We start from the raw sequence: 21,601 nt of genomic DNA, 5'->3' as shown, positions 1-21,601 counted from the left end.
CGCGCGGCAAACGGCTAGAGCGCGCCGCTTGCAGCGGGCCTGTGCCCGCGCTTCATCCATACCTACCAGAACGAAAAGCCGCCATGACCATGCACGCCTACCGCACCCACACCTGCGCAGCCCTCAGCAAGGCGAACGTGGGCGATACCATCCGCCTCTCGGGCTGGGTTCACCGCAAGCGCGACCACGGCGGGGTGCTGTTCGTGGACCTGCGCGACCATTACGGACTGACCCAGATCGTGGCCGACAGTGACAGCGTGGCGCTACCGGTGCTGGAAGGGCTGCGGCTGGAAAGTGTCGTGACCATCGATGGCGTGGTGAAGGCGCGGGCCGAGAGCACGATCAACCCCAACCTGCCGACCGGCGAGATCGAAGTCTTCGCCCGCGAGGTGAAGGTGCTGAGCCGCGCAGACGAACTGCCCCTGCCGGTGGCGGGCGAGCAGGAATACCCCGAGGATATCCGCCTGCGCTATCGCTTCCTGGACCTGCGGCGCGAGACGCTGCACGCCAACATCGTCAAGCGCACGCAGATCATCAGCGACATGCGCCGCCGCATGGAAGCTGCCGGGTTCACCGAATATTCCACCCCGATCCTCACCGCCAGCAGCCCCGAAGGCGCGCGTGACTTCCTGGTGCCCAGCCGCATCCATCCGGGCAAGTTCTATGCGCTGCCGCAGGCCCCGCAGCAGTACAAGCAGTTGCTGATGGTGGCGGGCTTCGACCGCTATTTCCAGATCGCCCCCTGCTTCCGCGACGAAGACCCGCGCGCCGACCGGCTGCCGGGCGAATTCTACCAGCTTGACCTGGAAATGAGCTTCGTCACGCAAGAGGAAGTGTGGGACACGATGGAGCCGGTGATGGCCGGCGTGTTCGAGGCCTTTGCCGATGGCAAGCCGGTAACCCCGGCGGGCAGCTTCCGGCGCATTCCCTATGCCCAGTCGATGCTGGACTATGGTTCGGACAAGCCCGACCTGCGCAACCCGATCATCATCAAGGACGTGACCAGCCACTTCGAAGGCAGCGGCTTCGGCATCTTTGCCGGGATCGTGGCCAGCGGCGGCACCATCCGCGCCATTCCGGCGCCGGGTGCGGGCGCGGGCAGCCGCAAGTTCTTCGATGACATGAACAACTGGGCGCGCGCAGAAGGGCATTCGGGCCTGGGCTACATCAACATCAAGGACGGCGTGCCCGGCGGCCCCATCGCCAAGAACCACGGCGAGGAGCGCACGGCCGAGCTGATCGCCGCGCTGGGCCTGGGCGAGAACGACGGCGTGTTCTTCGCCGCCGGCAAGGAAGAGCAGGCCGCCAAGCTGGCAGGCCTTGCCCGCACCCGCGTGGCCGAACAGCTTGACCTGATCGACAAGGACCGCTTCGAGCTGTGCTGGATCGTCGATTTCCCGTTCTATGAATGGGACGAGGACCTGAAGAAAGTGGAATTCAGCCACAACCCGTTCTCGATGCCACAGGGCGGGATGGAGGCGCTGCAGACGCAGGACCCGCTGACCATCAAGGCTTACCAGTACGACCTGGTCTGCAACGGCTACGAGATCGCCAGCGGATCGATCCGCAACGAGAGCCCGGAAACCATGGTCAAGGCGTTCGAGATCACCGGCTTGACTCAGGCCGACGTGGAGGAGCGCTTTGGCGGCATGTACCGCGCGTTCCACTATGGCGCTCCGCCGCACGGCGGCATGGCGGCGGGTGTGGACCGGGTGGTGATGTTGCTGTGCGGCGCGCAGAACCTGCGCGAAATCACCCTGTTCCCGATGAACCAGAAGGCCGAAGACCTGCTGATGAACGCGCCGTCCCCGGCCGAGCCGAAGCAGTTGCGCGAACTGAGCATCCGGGTGGTGGAAGCGCCCAAGTCCTGACAAGTCCCGTCATCGAACTGAACGGCGCAAAACCCTGCTGTTCAGCCACGGTAGATTGGTGCAGGCCTATGCCCCGGCCATCGCTTGCTTTGGGGGAAGTGTGATGCACAGGAATTGGGGTTTCAGCGCTCTCGCAATCGTCGCCACGCTGGTTACGGCTTTGCCCGCGAGCGCCGAGCAGATGCGGGTGGACGGCTATTTCCCTGCCGGGAATGACGAGGCGGCTACCTTGCGCTCCCTCGCGGTGGAAAATTTCTCTGGCGAAGACGGGCCGCGCCTTTCGCTGCAGGTGGCTGATGCCCTGCGCGATGTACGGATCGATGGCCGGCCTTGGCTGTCCGTGCTGGTCGGCCGTTTCGGGCGCGATGCCGATGGCGTGCTGCAGGGTGACGTGCGGACCCGCGTTGACGAGAACGTGACCATGCTGCGGCGCGATGTCTGCGTCAGCTATGACCAGTACGACAACTGCCAGGCGCGCGAGAACCGGGAAGTGGAATGCCTGCGGGCCACCACGGTGGTGCGCCCGGAGCTGCGGCTGGTGCGGCGCGGCGGGCAACTGGTCTGGCGCTATTCGCAGGAAAGCAGCCGTGGCGCCGAATTCTGCCCGGGATTCGACGATGAGCCTGATTTCGACGCCCAGGTCGATTCAATGCTGGCCGATTTCACCACGCAGATCCGCTATGCCCTGGCCCCGGCGCACGAAAGCCGCTCGATCCGGGTGATGGGCGGCAGGGACGAATTGCCGCGCCCGCTGCGCGACACCTATCGCCAGGCCATGCGCCAGACCGAGCGCGATCCGGCGGCAGCCTGTGCCATCTTTGCCTCGTTGCTGCCGCAGGCTCCCGGACACGTGCAACTGGTGCACAACAACGCATTGTGTGCCGAGCAGGCGGGTGATTACGCTGCGGCAGAGCAGGGCTACCAGCAGCTTACCACCAGCCGCGGTGCCCAGCGCGAAGGGCGCGAAGGGCTGGCGCGGATGGCGCAATATCGCCGTGGACGGGCGCAGATCGAGCAGCGCGGGCTTTAGCGGACAATAGATTTTCCCCGGCTGGCGCGCTCCACCGGGCGGTTCTGCCCTTGCGCGGGCGGCACGCCTTCTTTAGGGCGTGGTGCAAATCCAACCCTGAATTTTCGAGAGGGAAGTTACATGAGCGATACCGCCGACCGCGTGAAGAAGATCGTTGTCGAGCACCTCGGCGTCGAGGAAGACAAGGTCAATCCGGAAGCAAGCTTCATCGATGATCTGGGCGCCGACAGCCTCGACATCGTGGAACTGGTGATGGCCTTCGAGGAAGAGTTCGGCGTGGAAATCCCCGACGATGCGGCCGAGAAGATCAACACCGTTGGTGACGCGATCAAGTACATCGACGAAAACGCGGGCTAAGCGCCCGACACCCTGTTCGCATATCGCCCGCACCGTACCCGCAGGGGATGGGCGGACGGGGATGAGGGGCCCGGCCATGCGTGGCTGGGCCTTTCGTGGTTTTGAGGAGAGAGAGTGCCTATGCGTCGCGTGGTCGTAACCGGACTTGGCCTCGTCACCCCGCTGGGTGGCGATGTGGAAACCACCTGGGCCAACCTGCTGGCCGGGGAAAGTGGCATCGGGCCGATCACCCATTTCGACGCGAGCAACCAGAAGTGCACCATCGCCGGCGAGGTGAAGGGCAAGGACCATCCCTGGGGTTTTGACGCTGACAAGCGGGTGGACCACAAGATCCAGCGCCAGGTCGATCCGTTCATTGTCTTCGGCATCGATGCCGCCGGCCAGGCGCTGGAAGACGCTGGCCTCACCGAAATGACGCATGAGCAGAAGCTGCGCGCCGGGTGCAGCATCGGTTCGGGCATCGGCGGCCTGCCGGGGATCGAGCTGGAATCGGTCAACCTGCACGAGCGTGGCCCCGGCCGCGTCAGCCCCCACTTCGTCCACGGCCGCCTGATCAACCTGATCAGCGGGCAGGTGAGCATCAAGTACGGCCTGATGGGCCCCAACCACGCAGTGGTCACCGCCTGCTCCACCGGCGCGCACTCGATCGGTGATGCGGCGCGGATGATCCGCGATGACGATGCCGACATCATGCTGGCGGGCGGCGCGGAAGCGACAATCTGCCCCATCGGCATTGCCGGCTTTGCCCAGGCCCGCGCGCTCAATTGCAGCTTCAACGACCGGCCGACCGAAGCCAGCCGCCCTTATGACAAGGACCGTGACGGCTTCGTCATGGGCGAGGGCGCGGGCGTGGTGGTGCTGGAGGAATACGAACACGCCAAGGCTCGCGGCGCGAAGATCTATGCCGAAGTGGTCGGCTATGGCCTGTCGGGCGATGCCTATCACGTCACCGCTCCGCATCCTGATGGCGCGGGCGCGGAAAATGCCATGCGCATGGCGCTGAAGAAAGCCGGCCTTTCGGCGGGCGACATCGATTACGTCAACGCCCACGGCACCAGCACTATGGCCGACACCATCGAACTGGCGGCGGTGAAGCGCGTGCTGGGCAATGACCTGTCCGGCGCATCGATGAGCAGCACCAAGAGCGCGATTGGCCACCTTCTGGGCGGCGCAGGCGCCGTTGAGAGCATCTTCTGCATCCTCGCCATCCGTGACCAGATCGTGCCGCCCACGCTCAACCTCACCAACCCGGATGAAGGCACTGAAGGCGTGGATCTGGTGCCGCTGAAGGCCAGGAAGCGCCCCGTGCGCGCCGCGCTGAACAACAGCTTCGGCTTCGGCGGGACCAACGCCAGCCTGGTGGTCAAGGCGCTCGACTAGGCCATGCGCAAGCTCGGCTGTCTGCTTTTCGGCCTGCTCGTCGCCGGGCTGCTGGCGCTGGGCGTGTGGCTGGCGGGCGGCTGGTACCTGACCGACCAGGTCGAGGCTGACACCGCCTTCATCGTGCCCGATGGCGCGACGCTCACTTCCACCGCCGGCAAGCTGGAGGAGGAGGGACTGATCGGTTCGGCCGAAGGTTTCCTGCTGCGCGCCAAGATCCTGGGCAGCGGCGATCCGATCAAGGCGGGCGAATTCATGCTTCCCGCCGGGTCTAGCGCGGCCGGTATCCTCGACATCCTGCAGCATGGGGTGGCCCTGCGCCGCATGGTCACCGTGCCCGAAGGCATGCCCAGCATCCTCGTCTACGAAAAGCTGATGGCAGAGCCGCTGCTGACCGGCAGTATCGAAGTGCCGGCTGAAGGCTCGATCCTGCCCGATACTTATGATTTCGAGCGGGGCGAAAGCCGCCAGGCCGTGCTTGACCGGATGCAGGCGGCGATGACCCGGACGCTGGCCGAGCTGTGGCCGACCAAGGGGCCGCGCAGCGTGGTGAACAGCCCGCGCGAGGCGGTGATCCTGGCCTCCATCGTGGAGAAGGAAACCGGCGTGCCGGGAGAACGCGGCATGGTTGCCGGCCTCTATTCCAACCGCCTGCGTATCGGCATGAGGCTGCAGGCCGATCCCACGATCATCTACCCGATCACTCGAGGCAAGCCGCTGGGCCGCCGCATCCGCCAATCCGAGATCCGCGCGGTCAACGGCTACAACACCTACTCGATGGACGGCCTGCCGGAAGGGCCGATCACCAATCCCGGCCGCGAATCGATTGCTGCCGTGCTGAACCCCGATCAGACCGATGCGCTGTTCATGGTGGCGGATGGCAGCGGCGGCCATGCCTTCGCCCGCACGGGTGAGGAGCACCAGGCCAACGTGGAGCGCTGGTATGCGCTGCGCCGCAGCCGCGGGGAAATGTGAGCGCCAACCCGGGCCATCCGCTGATCGTCACGGCGGAACTGCCGCCCGATCTCTATTCCTGGGCGACCCAACTGCGCACCAACCACTTCCCGCCTGAACGCAACTACCTGAAGGCCCATGTCACCCTGTTCCATGCCCTGCCGCCGATGGTGGAAGGCGAACTGCGCGACTTGCTGGCGCGACTGGCCAACCGCCCGCCTGTGCCCGCGCGGCTGGAAGGCGTGACCAGCCTGGGGCGGGGTACGGCGCTGAAGCTGGCGAGCCCGGCCATGCTTGACCTGCGTGACGAGATTGCCGCCCATTTCAAGGGCATGCTGACCGCGCAGGACCAGGCCCGGCCGAGGCTGCACATTACCGTACAGAACAAGGTGACGCTGGCAGAGGCCATCGCCCTGCAGCAGGACCTCGCCATGCGCGTCGAACCGCGCGAATTTGCCTTCCGCGGGTTGGAATTGCATTCTTATCTGGGTGGACCGTGGGATCTGCTGGGCCGCTGGCGGTTTCGGGGGAGCAGGAGGGACTGACACATGGCATTGACGGCTTGGGCCTTGCCGCTGGCGGTGCTGGGGGGACTGCTCCTGCTGGCCGCCTTCCTGGTGCGGGCGCGGCGCTGGCTGCACCTGCTGGCCGCAATGGGGTTCGCATCCCTCCTTTGTGCCGGCGCTGCAGCCGATGCCGGGGTGACAACGGTTGGCGCGGCAGTTCTTCTCACCGTCAACTTGATCCAGTTCGCCCGGCTTTCGCGCCGTCTGCGCCAGGGTGCACTGACCGCCGAGGAACGCGCTCTCATCGCCGAAGTGCTGGCCATCGAGGAGCCCGCCAAGCAGCGCCGCCTGCGCGATGTAATCACTTGGCGCGATGCCGATACCGGCGAGGTGTTGATGCGCCAGGGCCAGAAAGCCCCGCCGCTGATCTATGTCGCCACCGGCCAGATCGCCATCGAACACGAAGGCCTGCCGGTGGGCACTTGCGGCCCGGACGACTTCCTGGGCGAGATGAGCCTGGTGACGGGCGAGGGGGCCTCGGCCACCGTCAAGGTGGCGCTGCCCGCGCGGATCGCGGTGTTCGACCGCGAGGCGCTGGCCAACCTGATGGCCGCGATGCCCGAACTTGGCCGCGCTTTCGAACGGCGGCTCAACAAGGGCCTGGCCGACAAGATCCAGCGCATGAACCGGGCCAGTTCCGGGGCCAGTTCTGGGGCGGGCGCCACCCGCTGATTTTCCCGGTTGACCCCTGCCAGACTGCGCCCTACATGGCGCGCCTTGCCGGGCACCAAGTGCCCGCCGCAGGCCTGGATGGCGGAGTAGCTCAGCCGGTTAGAGCAGCGGAATCATAATCCGCGTGTCGGGGGTTCGAGTCCCTCCTCCGCTACCATCCCCCTTTTCATTCCATCGCATAGAACTGCCGTCACAATTGCCGCGCGGGCGGGGGAGTGCTAAGCGGTCTTCATGAGCTATTGCGACACCTGCGTGGTCCGCAACCGGGCAATCTGCGCGGCACTGGACAACAACGAGATCAACGCGCTGAACGGCATCGGTCGGCGCAAGACGCTGGCCGCCGGTGATCCGCTGATCTGGGAGGGGGATGATTCCACCTTGGTCGCCAACGTGATCGACGGGATCCTCAAGCTGACAAATTCCACCGAGGACGGGCGCGAGCAGATCGTGGGCGTGGTCTATCCGGCGGATTTCATCGGCCGGCCTTTCGGCAAGACCACCAGCCATTCGGTCACCGCGCTGACCGATGCCAAGGTGTGCCTGTTCGCGCGCTCGGACTTCGACCGTTTCGCCCACGAGCATCCGCAGCTTGAGCACAAGCTGCTGAAGCGCACGCTCGACGAGCTGGACCGGACACGCAGCTGGATGCTGCTGCTGGCCCGCAAGAGTGCGGAAGAAAAGGTGGCCACCTTCCTGCTCGACATGTCCGAAAGGCTGGTGGATGCGACCTGCGCCGCGCCGCACGACGGGCCGCTGGACGAATTCGACCTGCCGTTCTCGCGCCAGCAGATCGGCGATATCCTGGGGGTGACGATCGAGACGGTCAGCCGCCAGATGACGCGCCTGAAGCGCGATGGCATCCTTGACCTGCCGACGCGCCGCACGGTTCGCATCCTGGACCGGCAGGCGCTGGTGGATATGGCGGGCTAAGCCTCAACGGCCCGCCCGCCACATCATTTTCATCAGAAGCGGAAGCCCACCCCGGCGCTGAGCACCCAGGGGTCAATCGCATGGGTGGTCTCGATCACCCGGGTATTGCCGGCGAACCAGCGGGCCGTGGTGTTGACCCAGTACTTCTTGGCATCGAGCGAAACGATGAAGTTGTTGCCCGCCGGCACGTCGATACCGGCCTGCACGGCCACGCCCAGCTCGTTGCTGAGCGACTGGCGGGTCACGCCCAGCGGGATAGTCTGCGCGCCGGGCGCATCGTTGATCCACAGGAAGTAGGTCGGGCCGGCGCCCACATAGGGCGACACGCCACCCGGGTTCAGGTGATACTTCAGCGTGAAGGTTGCCGGGATCACCCGGGCGTTGGACACCGCCTCGGCGCCCGCCAGCGGGCCGGCCACCACGTCCACGTCATGCTGCGTCATGCAGCAGATCGTTTCCAGCGAGATGTTGGGCGTGAAGAAGTATTCGATCGCCACCGTGGGCACCACGTTGTCGTTCGCGGCGGTCTGGGTGGTGGCGGGCAGGGGTCCCAGCAACGCCACGTCGGTGATTTTGCCATCGGGCAGCACCGCAGTGGCGAGCACCTTGACCTGGATGTCTCCGGCTTCCTGCGCCTGGACGGGGCTGGCACCCGCAGCGGCCATCATGGCGACAGCGCTGGCGAGCGAGGCGAAAGTGGTGCGCGAAAACTGGCGCATGTCTGTTCTCCGTACTTGCCGCAGTGGCTGCCCCATGCAGCCAAGGGTGTTTGCGGCACGCCGGGCAAATGCGCCGATTGGTGCGCGGCAACATTGATCAACCGCAAACCGCACGCATGAAAATTTCACGCAGCCGAAATTTTCAATTTGATGCCAGTCAATGCCGATAGCGCTCCCAATGGGCAGGGCGGGCCATCTCTTAGGGGAATGGTCAATGGAATCTCTGACGACTCGCGCAGGCATGTGGTTTGCCCTGCTGGTGATCGCCCTGGTTGCTGCGGCACTGGGGCACGACTTTGGATTTTCTGCCCAGATGACGATCGTGGCCGTGGCCGCAGTCGTCGGCCTGTGGTGGACGCTCACCGGATCGAAGATCGATGCGCTGGGCAACTGGCGGCGGCCGGTGGGCAGCGAGACGGACTATGATGACGATCCGGTCCGCTGGGGCGTGATCGCCACGCTGTTCTGGGGCATTGCGGGCTTGGCGGCCGGGCTGTTCATCGCCCTGCAACTGGCCTTCCCGCAGCTCAACTTCGAGCCTTACCTGAACTTTGGCCGGGTCCGTCCGCTGCACACCAGCGCGGTGATCTTTGCCTTTGGCGGCAATGCGCTGATCGCGTCGAGCTTCTACGTTGTGCAGCGCACCTGCCGCGCACGGCTGGCCCTCCCGGGCCTCGCCCGCTTCGTGTTCTGGGGCTACCAGCTGTTCATCGTGCTGGCCGCCGTCGGCTACCTGCTCGGTGTCACCCAGAGCAAGGAATATGCCGAGCCCGAATGGCACGTTGACTGGTGGCTGACGATCGTCTGGGTCGCCTACCTCGTCGTGTTCGTGGCCACGATCATCAAGCGCAAAGAGCCGCACATCTATGTGGCCAACTGGTTCTACCTGGCTTTCATCCTGACCGTGGCCATGCTGCACGTGGTCAACAACCTGGACATGCCGGTGAGTGTGCTGGGCAGCCGCAGCTATCCGCTGTTCGGCGGCGTGCAGGGCGCGCTGGTGCAATGGTGGTACGGCCACAACGCGGTGGGCTTCTTCCTGACCGCCGGCTTCCTGGCCATGATGTATTACTTCGTGCCCAAGCAGGCGGAACGGCCGATCTTCAGCTATCGCCTGTCGATCATCCACTTCTGGTCGCTGATCTTCCTCTACATCTGGGCCGGTCCGCACCACCTGCATTACACCGCGCTGCCCGACTGGGCGCAGACGCTGGGCATGGTGTTTTCCATCATGCTTTGGATGCCCAGCTGGGGCGGCATGATCAACGGCCTGCTGACGCTGAACGGCGCCTGGGACAAGATCCGCACAGATCCGATCATCCGCATGATGGTGTGGGCGCTGGCCTTCTACGGCATGAGCACCTTCGAAGGCCCGATGCTGTCGATCAAGTGGGTCAATTCCATGTCGCACTATACCGACTGGACCATCGGCCACGTCCACTCCGGCGCACTGGGCTGGAACGGCATGATCACCTTCGCCGTCCTGTATTACCTGGCGCCGCGCCTGTGGGGCAGGGAACGGCTCTACAGCCTGCGCATGGTCAACTGGCACTTCTGGCTGGCGACCATCGGCATCGTTTTCTACGCCGCCAGCCTGTGGGTCGCGGGCATGATGCAGGGCTACATGTGGCGCGAATACGGTGCTGACGGCTACCTGGTGAACAGCTTCGCCGAGACGGTTGCCGCGATGTGGCCGATGTATGTGGCCCGCGCCTTCGGTGGCCTGCTGTACCTGGCCGGCGCGATCATCATGGTGGTCAACATCTGGCTGACCATCGCCGGCAAGCAGCGCGACGAAAAGCCGCTTACGAGCCCCGCCTACAACCCTGCCGCCGACCGTCCGCTGGTCAGCCAGCCGGCCGCCTGAGGGGAGCACACAAGATGACCGACAATACACCCAAGGATCTCCTCAGCGGCCACGCCCGGCTTGAGCGCAACGTCACCCTGTTGGGCGCGGTGGCGCTGGTCGTGGTAGCCATCGGCGGCATCGTGGAGATCGCCCCGCTGTTCTGGATCGATAATACGATCGAGAAAGTGGAAGGCATGCGTCCTTACACCCCGCTGGAACAGGCCGGGCGCGACATCTACGTGCGCGAGGGCTGCTACACCTGTCACAGTCAGATGATCCGCCCGTTCCGCGACGAGGTGGAGCGCTATGGCCACTACTCGCTGGCGGCCGAGTCCATGTACGATCACCCCTTCCAGTGGGGCTCCAAGCGCACCGGGCCTGACCTGGCGCGCGTGGGCGGGCGCTATTCCGATGCCTGGCACGTGCAGCATCTGGCTAATCCGCAGAGCGTGGTGCCCGAAAGCGTGATGCCGCAATACGGCTTCCTGTCGGAAACGCCGCTGGAGTTCGAGTATGTGGGTGATCACCTGACGGCGCTGAGCCGGGTGGGTGTACCCTATACCGACGAGCAGATCGAACAGGCCCGGCAGGACGTGCTGGGGCAGGCCGATCCCGGCACCCCGGCAGGTGATCTCGCCACGCGCTATCCCGGCGCCCAGGCGCGCGATTTCGACGGCAATCCCGATCTGATCTCGGAGATGGATGCCCTGGTCGCCTACCTGCAGGTGCTGGGCACGATGGTCGATGTCGATGCGGCTGCCGCGCAGGAAGACCTTGCCCGGGAGACCGGCCGATGAGCTGGCATTCCACATATGAATTCCTGCGCCACATGGCTGACAGCTGGGGTCTGCTGGCAATGACGCTGGTGTTCCTCACCCTGGCCTTGTGGCCGTTCCGCCCCGGTGCGCGCGAGCACAACAACCGGGCTGCCACCATGATCTTCGAGGACCGCGAAAATGGGCAATAAGCGAGTTGACGAACCGACCGGCGTCGAAACCGTTGGTCACGAATGGGATGGCATCGAGGAACTGAACAACCCGCTGCCGCGCTGGTGGCTGTGGACGCTGTATGCCACGGTCATCTGGTCGCTGGTCTACGTCATCCTCTATCCCGCCTGGCCGCTGCTCGAGAAGGGCACCGAAGGCGTGCTGGGCTGGACCAGCCGGGGCCAGCTGGCGGACGAGATGTCCGCCGAAGAGGCGCGCCGCGCGCCGATCCTGCAGGCCATTGCCGCCACCCCGATCGCGGACCTGCCGGCCAATGCCGAACTGATGCAGGAAGCCGTGGCGGGCGGGGCTGCAGCTTTCCGCGTCCACTGCGTGCAGTGCCACGGGGCCAATGCCGCGGGCAGTGAGGGCTATCCCAACCTGACCGACGACGAGTGGATCTGGGGCGGCGACCTGCCGACCATCGAGGCGACCATCGTCCATGGCATCCGCCACCCGGGTGACAGTGCCACGCGCATGTCGCTGATGCCGGCCTTCGGCCAGATGGGGATCCTGACCCCGGCGCAGGTGTCGCAGGTGACGGATCACGTGCTGTCGCTGTCCGGCCAGAGTGCAGGCAACGCTGCCGGTGCGGCGGTCTATGCCGCCAACTGCGCGGTCTGCCATGGTCCTGCGGGAGGCGGTCTGCGCCAGTTCGGTGCGCCCAGCCTGAACGATGCGGTCTGGCTCTATGGCGGCAGCCGCGCGGCAGTTGCGCAGCAGGTCAACAGCGCGCGGCATGGCGTGATGCCCGCGTGGGAAGACAAGCTGGATCCGGCCACCATTCGCATGCTGGCGGCCTATGTCCACTCGCTGGGCGGCGGCGAAGCCTTTGCCGCCCCCGTTGCCGCAACCCCCACCACCGCTCCGGAGGTCACACCGGAAAGCGAAGGAACCAATGGCCAACAATGATCCGGTAATTCACCATAGCCCCCTGGGGGACTATCAGGCCCGTCGCACTGTCCATCCCAGGCGGATCGACGGGCCCTTCCGCCGCCTCAAGTGGCTGATCATGGGCGTGACCCTGGCGATCTACTACCTCACGCCGTGGATCCGCTGGGACCGGGGCCCCTATGCCCCGGACCAGGCCGTGCTGATCGACCTGGCGCACCGCCGGTTCTACATGTTCGACATCGAGATCTGGCCGCACGAATTCTACTTCGTGGCCGGCCTGCTGATCATGGCGGGCATCGGCCTGTTCCTGGTGACCAGCGCCGTGGGCCGCGCCTGGTGCGGCTATGCCTGCCCGCAGACGGTGTGGACCGACCTGTTCCAGCACGTCGACCGGTTCGTTGACGGAGATCGCAATGCCCGCATGAAACTGGACGCCGCGCCCTTCACCTGGGGCAAGGTGGTGCGCCGGGCGATCAAGTGGACGATCTACCTCGCCATTGCCTTCTGGACCGGTGGCGCGTGGATCATGTATTTTGCCGATGCCCCCACGCTCACGCGTGACTTCTGGGCCGGCGATGCCGCCCCGGTGGCCTACATCAGCGTGGCCGTGCTGACCGCGACCACCTTCACCCTGGGCGGCTTCATGCGAGAGCAGGTGTGCATCTACATGTGCCCCTGGCCGCGCATCCAGAGCGCGCTGATGGACGAGCATTCGCTGCTGGTGACCTACAAGGATTGGCGCGGCGAGAAGCGCGGCAGCCTGAAGAAGGCCGAGAAGAACCCCGGCGAATATGGCGACTGCGTGGATTGTGGCATGTGTACCGCCGTGTGCCCCACCGGATGGGACATCCGCAAGGGTCCGGATATCTCCTGCATTACCTGCGGCCTGTGCATCGATGCCTGCGACCGGGTGATGGGCGAGGTGGGCCGCCCGCGCGGGCTGATCGACTACGTCACGCTGGACGATGCCGAGGTCGAGGCGAAGACCGGCGTTGTCCGCCCGGCCTGGCGTAACCTGCTGCGTCCGCGCACGATCGCCTATTTCCTGATATGGGGCAGCATCGGCGCGGGCCTGCTGTTCCTGCTGGGAACGCGCACGCACACCCAGATCACCGCCGCGCCGGACCGGAACCCGGCTTTCACGGTGATGCGCGATGGCTCGGTCCGCAACAATTACACGGTCAAGCTGCGCAACATGGAAAGCCGTCCGCGCGACATGCTGGTAAAGCTGGAAGGCCTGCCCGGTGGGCGCATGTGGACCGATGCCATGCCCGCCGAAGCGGCTGCGCGCGAGCTGCTGCTGCGCGTGCCGGCCGACCAGACGCAGACTGTGCGGGTCTACATCGTGGCCCCGCGCGCTACCGCCAGCCAGCCGTTCGAGCTGGAAGCCATCGCCACCGAGCCCGGCGGCGAGCGGGCCGAAGTGGAAACCCAGTTCCAGGGTGCAGGAGGATCATGATGACGCAGCGTACCGAGGCCCCGCGCGGGCCCTTCACCGGCTGGCACATGCTGGCCATCATGATCGCCTTCTTCGGGGTGGTGATCGCCGTCAACGTGACCATGATGACGATCGCGCGTGGCAGCTTCGGCGGCATCGTGGTCGAGAACTCCTATGTCGCCAGCCAGGAATTCAACGGCTGGCTGCGTGCGGCCCGGGCGCAGGAGGCGCTGGGCTGGCAGGTGGCAAGCGACGTGGCGGCTGATCGCAGCGTTACCATCAGCGTCAACGGTGCGCCCGATCCGCTGGCGGTGACTGCCATGGCCCGCCATCCGCTGGGCCGGCAGCCCGACCAGGCGCTGACTTTCCGGCGTGCGACCGACGGGCGCTATGTCTCCACTGCTCCGCTGCCGGAAGGCCGCTGGACCCTGCGGCTGCAGCTTGCCAGTGGCAGCGATGTCTGGCGGCAGGAAGTGAGCGTGCAATGAGCGCCGCGACTGCCCGCCAGCAAAGCCAGCTCGAAACCAGCGTGCTCGCCGTGCCGGGCGCCCATTGCGCCGGCTGCATGAGCAAGATCGAGCGCGGCCTTGGCCAGTTGCCGCAGGTGGCCAGCGCACGGCTGAACCTCACCTCGCGCCTGCTGACCGTGGTCCACGATGCCACGCTGGATGACCGGCAACTGGTGGACGAGCTGGAGCGGATCGGCTTTGCCGCAAAGCGCCAGCCCAGGGCGTTGGAGAAGCCGTTTTCCGCGGTCAAGCCGCTGCTGGGGCCGCTGGCCGTGGCCGGTTTTGCCGGCATGAACGTGATGCTGCTGTCGGTCAGCGTCTGGTCGGGTGCAGACGGCTCTACCAGGGACCTGTTCCACTGGATTTCGGCGCTGATCGGGGTGCCGGCGGTGGCCTATGCCGGGCGGCCGTTCTTCCAGTCTGCCTGGAGCGCGCTGAAGCACGGGCGCACCAACATGGACGTGCCGATCTCCATCGGTGTCACCATCGCCTGCTTGCTGAGCCTGTATGAGACGGCCACGCACGGCGAACACGCCTGGTTCGACGGTGCCCTGATGCTGCTGGCCTTCCTGCTGGCGGGCCGCGTGCTGGATGCGATGATGCGCGACCGGGCGCGCGGGGCGGTGGACGCGCTGCTCAGCCAGGCAGCACAGGGGGCCCTGGTGGTGCGTGATGGCGGGGCGCTGGAATGGCTGCCCGCCGAAGCGCTGGAACCGGGCATGATAATGCGCGTGGCCGCCGGTGAGCGGCTGGCCGCAGACGGTGAGATCCTCGCCGGGGCCAGCCGGTTCGACCAGTCGCTGCTCACCGGGGAGACCGCTCCGGTGGCCATCGCGCGCGGCGGAACGGCGCTGGCCGGAACGCTCAACCTCGATGCCCCAGTGGACGTGGTTGTCAGCCACGCGGGCCGCGATACCACGCTGGCCGAGATTGCCCGCCTGATGGAGGCGAGCACCCAGAACCGCAGCAAGTACGTGCGCCTGGCCGACCGCGCCGCGCGCTGGTACGCGCCGGCCGTACACACGCTGGCGGCCAGCGCAGTGGTGGGCTGGCTGATCGCCGGGGCCAGCCTTTACCAGTCATTGGTGATCGGGGTGGCCGTGCTGATCATCACCTGTCCCTGCGCGCTTGGTCTGGCCGTGCCGGTGGCCCAGGTGGTGGCCAGCGGATCGCTGCTGCGCGCCGGGATCATGGTCAAGGACGGCTCCGCGCTGGAGCGGCTGGCGACTATTGACCGGGCGCTGCTGGACAAGACCGGAACGCTCACCGTGGGGCGCCCGCAGCCCGATCCGGCCGCGCTGGATGCCCTGCCGGCCGATGCTGCCACCGTGGCTCTCGCGCTCGCCTCGCACAGCCGCCACCCCGTGTCGCGCGCCCTGTGCGACGAACTGGCGCGGCGCGGCGTCAAGCCGGCTGCAGTAACGAACGTGGTCGAGGAGCCGGGGCAGGGGATGCGCGGCCTGCTCGATGGCCAGCCGGTGGCCCTGCGCCGCCCGGAAGGGGCCAGCAGCACCGCCGTGGCCATCGACCTTCCCGGCAAGCCGCTGCGGCTGGTGCCTTTTGCCGACCGTCTGCGCGATGATGCGTGCGAGGCGCTGGGCAGGCTTGAAGGGCAGGGCATCACCTGTTCGATCCTCTCGGGCGATGCCGCGCCCGCCGTGGCCGAGGTTGCCCGCCAGACAGGCCTGACCGGGCAGGCCAGTGCCACCCCGGCAGACAAGCAACACGCCATCGCCCTGTTGCAAGGGGCCGGGCACAAGGTGCTGATGGTGGGCGATGGGCTGAACGATGGCCCGGCACTGGCCGCAGCCGATGTCTCCATGGCCCCCGGCAGCGCCAGCGATGTGGGGATGCAGGCGGCAGACCTGGTGTTCGTGCAGGGCAGTCTGACCGCCATCCCCAAGGCGCTGAAGGCAGCGCGCTTCACCATGCAGGTGGTGCGGCAGAACTTTGCCCTGGCCATCGGCTACAACGCGCTGGCCGTGCCGCTGGCGCTGGCGGGCATGGTCACCCCGCTGATCGCGGCGGCGGCCATGTCGCTCAGCTCGCTGCTGGTGGTGGCCAACTCCCTGCGTCTGGTGAGGGCTGCAAAATGAACGGTGTGCTGATCCTGCTCCCCATCGCGCTGGGGCTGGGCCTGATGGGCCTCGCCAGCTTCTTCTGGGCCATGCGCAGCGGCCAGTTCGAAGACCCGGACGGGGCCGCCTCGCGCATCCTGATCGACGATGACGGAGGGCCGGAGGCATGAACCTCGCATCCGTGGCGGGCGTCATGGCCCTGCTGCCGGCCATGGTCGGCCCGCTGCCGCAGGACCAGGGCCACCCCTCGCTGATGCTGGCGCTGTGCGGTGGCGGTGCCATGCAGGTGCAATTGCGCGATCGCTCGGGTGCGCCGCTGCCCGCCGCTCCGGTCCCGTGCTGCGCCAAGGGCTGCCACACCGGCCAGCGCCGCAAGCTTCTTGACCGAGGGCAATGAAGCCTTGCCCGATTCCTGCGAGAGAAACGGCATGTGGCCTTATCATCCAGATCTGCTCGCGACCCCTGTGCCGCGCTACACGAGCTTCCCCACGGCGGCGGAATTCGGGCCGGACATAACGCCGGAACGCCAAGCCGCCGCGATCAGCACCGCCACGGGCGATGTGTCGCTCTATGTGCACATCCCCTTCTGCGAGAAGATCTGCTGGTATTGCGGCTGCAACACGTCCGCCGCCAACCGCAGCCAGCGGCTGGCCAGTTACCTTGATTCGCTGCACCGCGAGATTGCCTTGGTTGGCCAGTTGCTGCCCGCCGGCACGCGCGTGGCGCGGATCGCTTTTGGTGGCGGCAGCCCCAACGCCATTTCGCCGGTCGATTTCGTGCGCCTGTTCCAGCAACTGGTGCTGCACCTGCCGCTGAACAATCCGCTGGTTTCGGTGGAGCTCGATCCGCGCAGCCTGGGGGCGGAGTGGGAAGGCGTCTTCGGCGCGGTGGGAGCCACTCACGCCAGCCTGGGCGTGCAGACCTTTGCCCCGCACCTGCAGGAGGCCATCGGCCGGGTGCAGCCGCGCGAGACGATTGACGCTGCCGTGGCGATGCTTCGCCGCGCCGGGATCACCTCGTTGAATTTCGACTTGATGTACGGCCTGCCCGGGCAAACCATGGCCGATCTGGACGAGACGCTGGACCTGGCGGCACAGTATGGGGCGGACCGCATCGCCCTGTTCGGCTATGCCCACGTGCCGCACTTGCTGCCCCGCCAGCGGCGGATCGACGGCAGCAACCTGCCCGATGGCCAGATGCGCTTTGCCATGGCGCGCGACGGGCACAAACACCTGCTGGGCAAGGGCTACAAGCCCGTTGGCTTCGACCATTTTGCCCTGCCGGGCGACCCGATGGCGCGGGCGGTGAAGGATGGCACCCTGCGGCGCAACTTCCAGGGGTTTACCGACGATCAGGCGCAGGTGCTGATCGGGCTCGGGGCCTCGTCCATCTCCTCCTTCCCGGACCTGCTGGTGCAGAACGAGAAGAATTCCGGCCGCTACCGCATGATCCTGTCGCAGTCGCAGCTTCCCACCGGCCACGGCAAGGAACGCAGCGTGGACGACCGGCGGCGCGGCGCGGTGATTGAGGAACTTCTGTGCCGCGGACGGGCCCGCGTGGCAGCCGACCTGCTGGCCGATGCCATGCCGCGCCTGGTTCCCTACCTGGAGCCGGGCCTGGCGCTGATCGAGGGGCAATGCATGCTGGTGATCCCGCCGCACGCGCTGCCCTATGCCCGCAGCATTGCCGCGGCCTTCGATCCTTACCGGCAGCAGAGCCCGCGCCGGTTCAGTTCGGCGATCTGATCTTCAATTCGTCATTGCGGGCGAAGCGAAGCAATCCAGGGCGGTTTACGCGACCCCGGATTGGCTGGTCTGCGGGCTGCTGTGCAGCCGCTACTCTCGCACTTTCAAGGTTTGGCTGCCCACAAAAAAACGGGGCAGCGGGCCGAAGCACGCCGCCCCAGGATGGGATGGGAATCTGGCGCGTCTGAGTGATCAGGCCGCCAGGAGATCCGCTGCGGCCCAGTTGCCGTGAAGCCCCTGGCGCAGACGAATGGGGAGTTGGGCGCGGGCGATCGGGCCCTTGGCCACGTCGCACGCGTCGAAAATGCACAGATCGGTGTAGTTGCGGACATGATCGTCCACCAGGGCCACCAGCCAGCCGTCGCCTTCCGGCGCGGTCTTGCTTCGCGGCACGAAGCAGGGTTCCTGCAGCGACCCGTCAGGCCCGCACCACCAGCTTTCCTCCTTGCCGGTGACCAGGTTGTAATGGGTGAGAGTGTTGATCACGCCCGCAAAGGGACCGGGTGGGCCATTGTAGGGCTTGGCCAGGTCATAGGTGATCATCCAGCCCTGGGTGTATGGCTTGCCGGCCATGCGATCGTCGATGCGCGGGAATTCGCCCGGCAGGTTACCGATCTTGACCACGCTTTCGACCACGTCCTCGTTGCTGGTCAGGTCCACGGTGATGCGGACCAGTTCGGTCATCGCCAGTTCGGGATCGAACGGCGCGCCGTCCTTGTCGGGGAAGAAGGGCAGGCTGCCGATCTTGCTGGCCGGGGTGTCGAGGTGAACTTTCGTCCCTTCGGCAAAGGCGTTCATCACGTGGCACGAACACAGGCCCGCCTCGTGCTTGAACCAGCGCATGTCGCTCCCATCGCCGTTGCGGCGCATCACGCCCAGGTAAGTCGGCAGGCTGCGGTCATAGTAGAAGTGGGGCCGGTCCTGCTCCAGCACGCTCGGGTCGCTGCTGTAGGGGGAAACCGGGATCACCACATAGTCGCCCGCGATGCAGAAATCGTGGAGCATGGTGTAGTAGGGCACCTCGAATTCGGCACGGGCCACGATGTTGCCCTCGCTATCGATCTCGAAATAGGTGCCGTCCTTCGACAGCTCGCCCTTGGCGGCATAGCTGATGTTGCAGAAATGGCCGGTGACCGGATCGATCTTGGGATGGGCACCGAAGGTCTTCAGCGTCAGCTCGCCATCCCAGTCGGTATAGCCATCGGTGTCCAGCGTCAGCTTGTCCATCACCAGGCAGGGGCTGTCTTCCTTCATCGCCAGCAGGTCACCGCCGAACACCAGCACATTGGTGTTGGCCGTGCCGCGATGCTGCCCGATCACGCTGGGGTCATCGGTGCGCGGGTTGCGATAGGATCCGAACAGCGCCTTGCCGGCAGCGTTCTCCAGCTTCCACTTGTCGGTCTTGGCGTAGCGTTGCTTGAAGCTGACCTTGCCGTCCTTCACGCGGAACATGGACACCATGCCGTCGCCGTTGAAGAACTGGTCGCCCGGACCCATCTTCGGCGCGAACTGGGGATCGGGATGCACACGGTAGAACGCGCCGTCCATCTCGACCGGCACTTCGCCTTCCACGATCAGGTCACCGATGTCGCCTTCCAGCCGCACCAGGCGCAGCACGTCCTGATAGACCGGGTCTTTCGGAAAATGGACCATCCAGCTTCTCCCTCGAATCATTCTAACGAGCGTTAGAATAGACGACCCGGGCCCCGGCGCTTTGACCGCGATCAAGTGACCTGGCGGGACATGGCGCCCATAAAGAAACGGGCCGGGCAGACATGGCATCTACCCGGCCCAGCAAGGCCCGAACCCGGATGGGAGGGAAGGTTCAGGCCAGCACCCGTTCCGAATGGCTGAGCAGCACTGTGGCTGCCGCCGTATTCGAAATGGGCACATGGTAGTTGCTCGCCAACTCGCGGACCGATCCGGTCAGCGCGCCGCGCGCGGCAATCCAGTTGAGGATCTCGACACCCTGGCTGCCGGCCAGTTCGACGATGTCCAGCGTATCGTGCTGCAGCAGGGCCTCGGGATCGGGTGCCAGGTTGCGCAGGCAGAACTTGTCGTAGTCCACGTTGATGTGGCCTGCGCGTTCGCCCTCAAGCTGGTGCGAGAGGCCGCCGGTGCCGAAGATGACCACCTTTTCATTGCCGCCCCAGCTTTCGATGGCGCGGCCCACCGCCTTGCCAAGGTCATGGCAGCGCTTGGGGCTGGGCAGGGGATGCTGTACGGTATTGATGGCGATCGGGATCAGCTTCGTGGGGAAGGCATCCTTGCCCGGCCAGCACAGCTCGAACGGGACGGCCACGGCATGGTCCACCGTCATCGCCTGGCACATGACCGGATCAAATTCGCTGGCCACCACATGCTCGATGATATGCCAGGACAGGTCCGCATGGCCCTGGAACGGGCGGGCAAAGGCGATGCCCCAGCCTTCGTCCTCGTGGCGATACTCGTTGGCAGCGCCGATGGCGAAAGTGGGCATCTTGTCGAGGAAGAAATTGAGGCCGTGGTCGTTGTAGAACACCACCGCTACATCGGGCTTCTCAGCCGCCAGCCACCGGTGGATCGGATCAAACCCGTCGAAGAACGGCTTCCAGTAGGGATCGTTCTGTAGGTTCTGTGCGATCGCCTTGCCGATTCCCGGCACGTGGCTGGTGAAGATGCCGCCGCAGATCTTGCTCATGCTGCCAGCCTCCCGTCCTGCGCCACGCGGGTTTCGGTGACCGAATGCTCCAGCAGCGCGGCCTTGAACTCTTCCAGGCTCATGCCCGTTTGCAGCGCACCCAGGTCTTGCACGTTGAGGCCGAAAATCCCGGCCAGCTTGGCCAGGTAATAGACGTTGCCGCCCGCCGCCAGCATGCCCAGCACGTTGCGCTGGCGCACCGCGTCCTTCTGCTCCGGCGTCAGATGGAAGCGCTCCATGTAGCCTTCCTCGTCAGCCGCGAAGGCCTGGCGGTTGGCGAGGGAGTTGAACGAATAGCACATGGCGTTGAGCGCATAGCCGGCCTGCGCGGCATCGCCGTCAAACACCAGCGTGCCGGGAATGGCGCGCTTGCCTTGGGCCATCAGGCGGGAAGATGGTAACATGATCCGTCTCCAGAGAATCGTGATGGTTCTCTTTGGAGCGGAGCGCGCAAGCGGTCCTTGCGCTGGATCAAGCGGCTGTTCTGTCCGCCGTCAGAAGGTCGCCTGCAGCGCGCTAATGGTCAGCGCCACCAGCACCAGCGAGCCCAGCGAGAACAGCGCCAGCCGCACCGGAATGGTGTTCACCACCGCCTGCCAGATCGAGTGGACTACCCGCAAGCCCACATAGGTCCAGGCCAGCAGCACGTCGGTCTCGCTGGCTCCGGCAATCGCCAGGATCGCCACCAGCGCATAGAAGATGGTCGGCTGCTCCATCAGGTGGTTATAGTTGTGCGCCTTCCACTGCAATTCGGGCGGCAGCACGCCGTCAAGATCGCTGCCACGCCCGCCGCGCGCCCGTTCCGGCGGCAGCTTCAGCTTGGCCAGGGCCGGCAGGCGCAGCGCTGCCATCCAGAACAGCATGACGAGCGACCAGGCGACCAGCACGGCGGCCGGCGCAAGAATGGCTGTTTGCACGGGTGATCCTCCCCCTGATAATCCCG

General features: G+C 65.9%; 23 protein-coding genes and 1 tRNA gene. 19 read left to right on the top strand and 5 right to left on the bottom strand.

What is annotated here, in order from left to right; translation table 11 throughout:
* Positions 1–89 precede the first annotated feature (89 nt).
* From aspS to GRI99_RS12515, 9 genes are all read left to right on the top strand, one after another.
* Entirely contained in the window at positions 90–1,871 is a 1,782-nt protein-coding gene (gene aspS, locus GRI99_RS12555) for an aspartate--tRNA ligase (protein ID WP_160772612.1), read from the top strand.
* Between the two features lie 103 nt (positions 1,872–1,974).
* Positions 1,975–2,901, top strand: coding sequence for a hypothetical protein (locus GRI99_RS12550; RefSeq protein WP_160772400.1), 927 nt, complete (start codon positions 1,975–1,977; stop codon positions 2,899–2,901).
* 120 nt (positions 2,902–3,021) lie between these two features.
* Complete coding sequence (locus GRI99_RS12545; RefSeq protein ID WP_160772399.1) at positions 3,022–3,258, top strand: acyl carrier protein; 237 nt, start codon at positions 3,022–3,024, stop codon at positions 3,256–3,258.
* A gap of 120 nt (positions 3,259–3,378) precedes the next feature.
* Positions 3,379–4,638 (top strand): beta-ketoacyl-ACP synthase II, encoded by a 1,260-nt coding sequence (fabF, locus tag GRI99_RS12540; protein WP_160772611.1) that lies wholly within the window; start codon positions 3,379–3,381, stop codon positions 4,636–4,638.
* Positions 4,639–4,641: 3 nt separating this feature from the next.
* Positions 4,642–5,613, top strand: a complete 972-nt coding sequence (gene mltG / locus GRI99_RS12535; RefSeq protein ID WP_160772398.1) for an endolytic transglycosylase MltG — start codon at positions 4,642–4,644, stop codon at positions 5,611–5,613.
* Positions 5,610–6,137, top strand: coding sequence for a 2'-5' RNA ligase family protein (locus GRI99_RS12530; protein WP_160772397.1), 528 nt, complete (start codon positions 5,610–5,612; stop codon positions 6,135–6,137). The genes mltG and GRI99_RS12530 overlap by 4 nt, the downstream gene beginning before the upstream one ends.
* 3 nt (positions 6,138–6,140) lie before the next feature.
* Positions 6,141–6,830, top strand: a complete 690-nt coding sequence (locus GRI99_RS12525; protein ID WP_160772396.1) for a Crp/Fnr family transcriptional regulator — start codon at positions 6,141–6,143, stop codon at positions 6,828–6,830.
* A gap of 80 nt (positions 6,831–6,910) precedes the next feature.
* A tRNA-Met gene (locus GRI99_RS12520) sits at positions 6,911–6,987 on the top strand.
* Positions 6,988–7,061: 74 nt separating this feature from the next.
* Positions 7,062–7,760, top strand: a complete 699-nt coding sequence (locus GRI99_RS12515; RefSeq protein ID WP_160772395.1) for a Crp/Fnr family transcriptional regulator — start codon at positions 7,062–7,064, stop codon at positions 7,758–7,760.
* 32 nt (positions 7,761–7,792) lie between these two features.
* Here GRI99_RS12515 and GRI99_RS12510 read toward each other — a convergent pair whose 3' ends face one another.
* Positions 7,793–8,479: an OmpW/AlkL family protein gene (locus tag GRI99_RS12510; protein ID WP_160772394.1), complete on the bottom strand. Its 687-nt coding sequence runs from the start codon at positions 8,477–8,479 to the stop codon at positions 7,793–7,795.
* A 214-nt stretch (positions 8,480–8,693) separates the two neighbouring features.
* Between GRI99_RS12510 and ccoN the strand changes: the two genes are divergently transcribed.
* From ccoN to GRI99_RS12460, 10 genes are read left to right on the top strand one after another with little or no spacing between them, the layout of a single operon-like run.
* Positions 8,694–10,346 carry a cytochrome-c oxidase, cbb3-type subunit I gene (gene ccoN / locus GRI99_RS12505; RefSeq protein ID WP_160772393.1) on the top strand — a complete coding sequence of 551 codons (1,653 nt, stop codon included), beginning with the start codon at positions 8,694–8,696 and terminating at the stop codon, positions 10,344–10,346.
* Between the two features lie 14 nt (positions 10,347–10,360).
* Entirely contained in the window at positions 10,361–11,125 is a 765-nt protein-coding gene (gene ccoO / locus GRI99_RS12500; RefSeq protein ID WP_160772392.1) for a cytochrome-c oxidase, cbb3-type subunit II, read from the top strand.
* Positions 11,122–11,295: a cbb3-type cytochrome c oxidase subunit 3 gene (locus GRI99_RS12495; RefSeq protein ID WP_160772391.1), complete on the top strand. Its 174-nt coding sequence runs from the start codon at positions 11,122–11,124 to the stop codon at positions 11,293–11,295. The genes ccoO and GRI99_RS12495 overlap by 4 nt, the downstream gene beginning before the upstream one ends.
* Positions 11,285–12,226 (top strand): cytochrome-c oxidase, cbb3-type subunit III, encoded by a 942-nt coding sequence (gene ccoP, locus GRI99_RS12490; protein ID WP_160772390.1) that lies wholly within the window; start codon positions 11,285–11,287, stop codon positions 12,224–12,226. Before GRI99_RS12495 ends, ccoP begins: the two co-directional genes overlap by 11 nt.
* Positions 12,213–13,667, top strand: coding sequence for a cytochrome c oxidase accessory protein CcoG (gene ccoG, locus GRI99_RS12485; RefSeq protein WP_160772389.1), 1,455 nt, complete (start codon positions 12,213–12,215; stop codon positions 13,665–13,667). The genes ccoP and ccoG overlap by 14 nt, the downstream gene beginning before the upstream one ends.
* Positions 13,667–14,134 carry a FixH family protein gene (locus GRI99_RS12480; RefSeq protein ID WP_160772388.1) on the top strand — a complete coding sequence of 156 codons (468 nt, stop codon included), beginning with the start codon at positions 13,667–13,669 and terminating at the stop codon, positions 14,132–14,134. Before ccoG ends, GRI99_RS12480 begins: the two co-directional genes overlap by 1 nt.
* Positions 14,131–16,251, top strand: coding sequence for a heavy metal translocating P-type ATPase (locus GRI99_RS12475; protein ID WP_160772387.1), 2,121 nt, complete (start codon positions 14,131–14,133; stop codon positions 16,249–16,251). The genes GRI99_RS12480 and GRI99_RS12475 overlap by 4 nt, the downstream gene beginning before the upstream one ends.
* Complete coding sequence (gene ccoS, locus GRI99_RS12470) at positions 16,248–16,403, top strand: cbb3-type cytochrome oxidase assembly protein CcoS (RefSeq protein WP_160772386.1); 156 nt, start codon at positions 16,248–16,250, stop codon at positions 16,401–16,403. The genes GRI99_RS12475 and ccoS overlap by 4 nt, the downstream gene beginning before the upstream one ends.
* Positions 16,400–16,630: a hypothetical protein gene (locus GRI99_RS12465; RefSeq protein ID WP_160772385.1), complete on the top strand. Its 231-nt coding sequence runs from the start codon at positions 16,400–16,402 to the stop codon at positions 16,628–16,630. The genes ccoS and GRI99_RS12465 overlap by 4 nt, the downstream gene beginning before the upstream one ends.
* Positions 16,631–16,661: 31 nt before the next feature.
* The gene (locus GRI99_RS12460) at positions 16,662–17,978 is read left to right on the top strand and encodes a radical SAM protein (RefSeq protein ID WP_160772384.1); all 1,317 of its coding nucleotides are present in this window, start codon (positions 16,662–16,664) and stop codon (positions 17,976–17,978) included.
* Between the two features lie 192 nt (positions 17,979–18,170).
* On the opposite strand, the gene GRI99_RS12455 is transcribed toward GRI99_RS12460, so the two are convergent.
* The 4 genes from GRI99_RS12455 to GRI99_RS12440 form a co-directional block, all read right to left on the bottom strand.
* Entirely contained in the window at positions 18,171–19,631 is a 1,461-nt protein-coding gene (locus GRI99_RS12455; protein WP_160772383.1) for a carotenoid oxygenase family protein, read from the bottom strand.
* A gap of 172 nt (positions 19,632–19,803) precedes the next feature.
* The gene (locus GRI99_RS12450) at positions 19,804–20,658 is read right to left on the bottom strand and encodes a class III extradiol dioxygenase family protein (protein ID WP_160772382.1); all 855 of its coding nucleotides are present in this window, start codon (positions 20,656–20,658) and stop codon (positions 19,804–19,806) included.
* On the bottom strand, positions 20,655–21,062 hold the full coding sequence (locus tag GRI99_RS12445) for a protocatechuate 4,5-dioxygenase subunit alpha (RefSeq protein ID WP_202393084.1): 408 nt from the start codon (positions 21,060–21,062) through the stop codon (positions 20,655–20,657). The genes GRI99_RS12450 and GRI99_RS12445 overlap by 4 nt, the downstream gene beginning before the upstream one ends.
* Before the next feature lie 90 nt (positions 21,063–21,152).
* Positions 21,153–21,575 carry an MAPEG family protein gene (locus GRI99_RS12440; RefSeq protein WP_160772381.1) on the bottom strand — a complete coding sequence of 141 codons (423 nt, stop codon included), beginning with the start codon at positions 21,573–21,575 and terminating at the stop codon, positions 21,153–21,155.
* Positions 21,576–21,601: the final 26 nt, after the last annotated feature.

It is taken from the genome of Alteraurantiacibacter buctensis, from assembly GCF_009827655.1.
Taxonomy (GTDB): domain Bacteria; phylum Pseudomonadota; class Alphaproteobacteria; order Sphingomonadales; family Sphingomonadaceae; genus Alteraurantiacibacter; species Alteraurantiacibacter buctensis.
The sequence above is the reverse complement of the archived record's forward strand: the minus strand, read 5'-3'. Positions and strand labels throughout refer to the sequence as shown.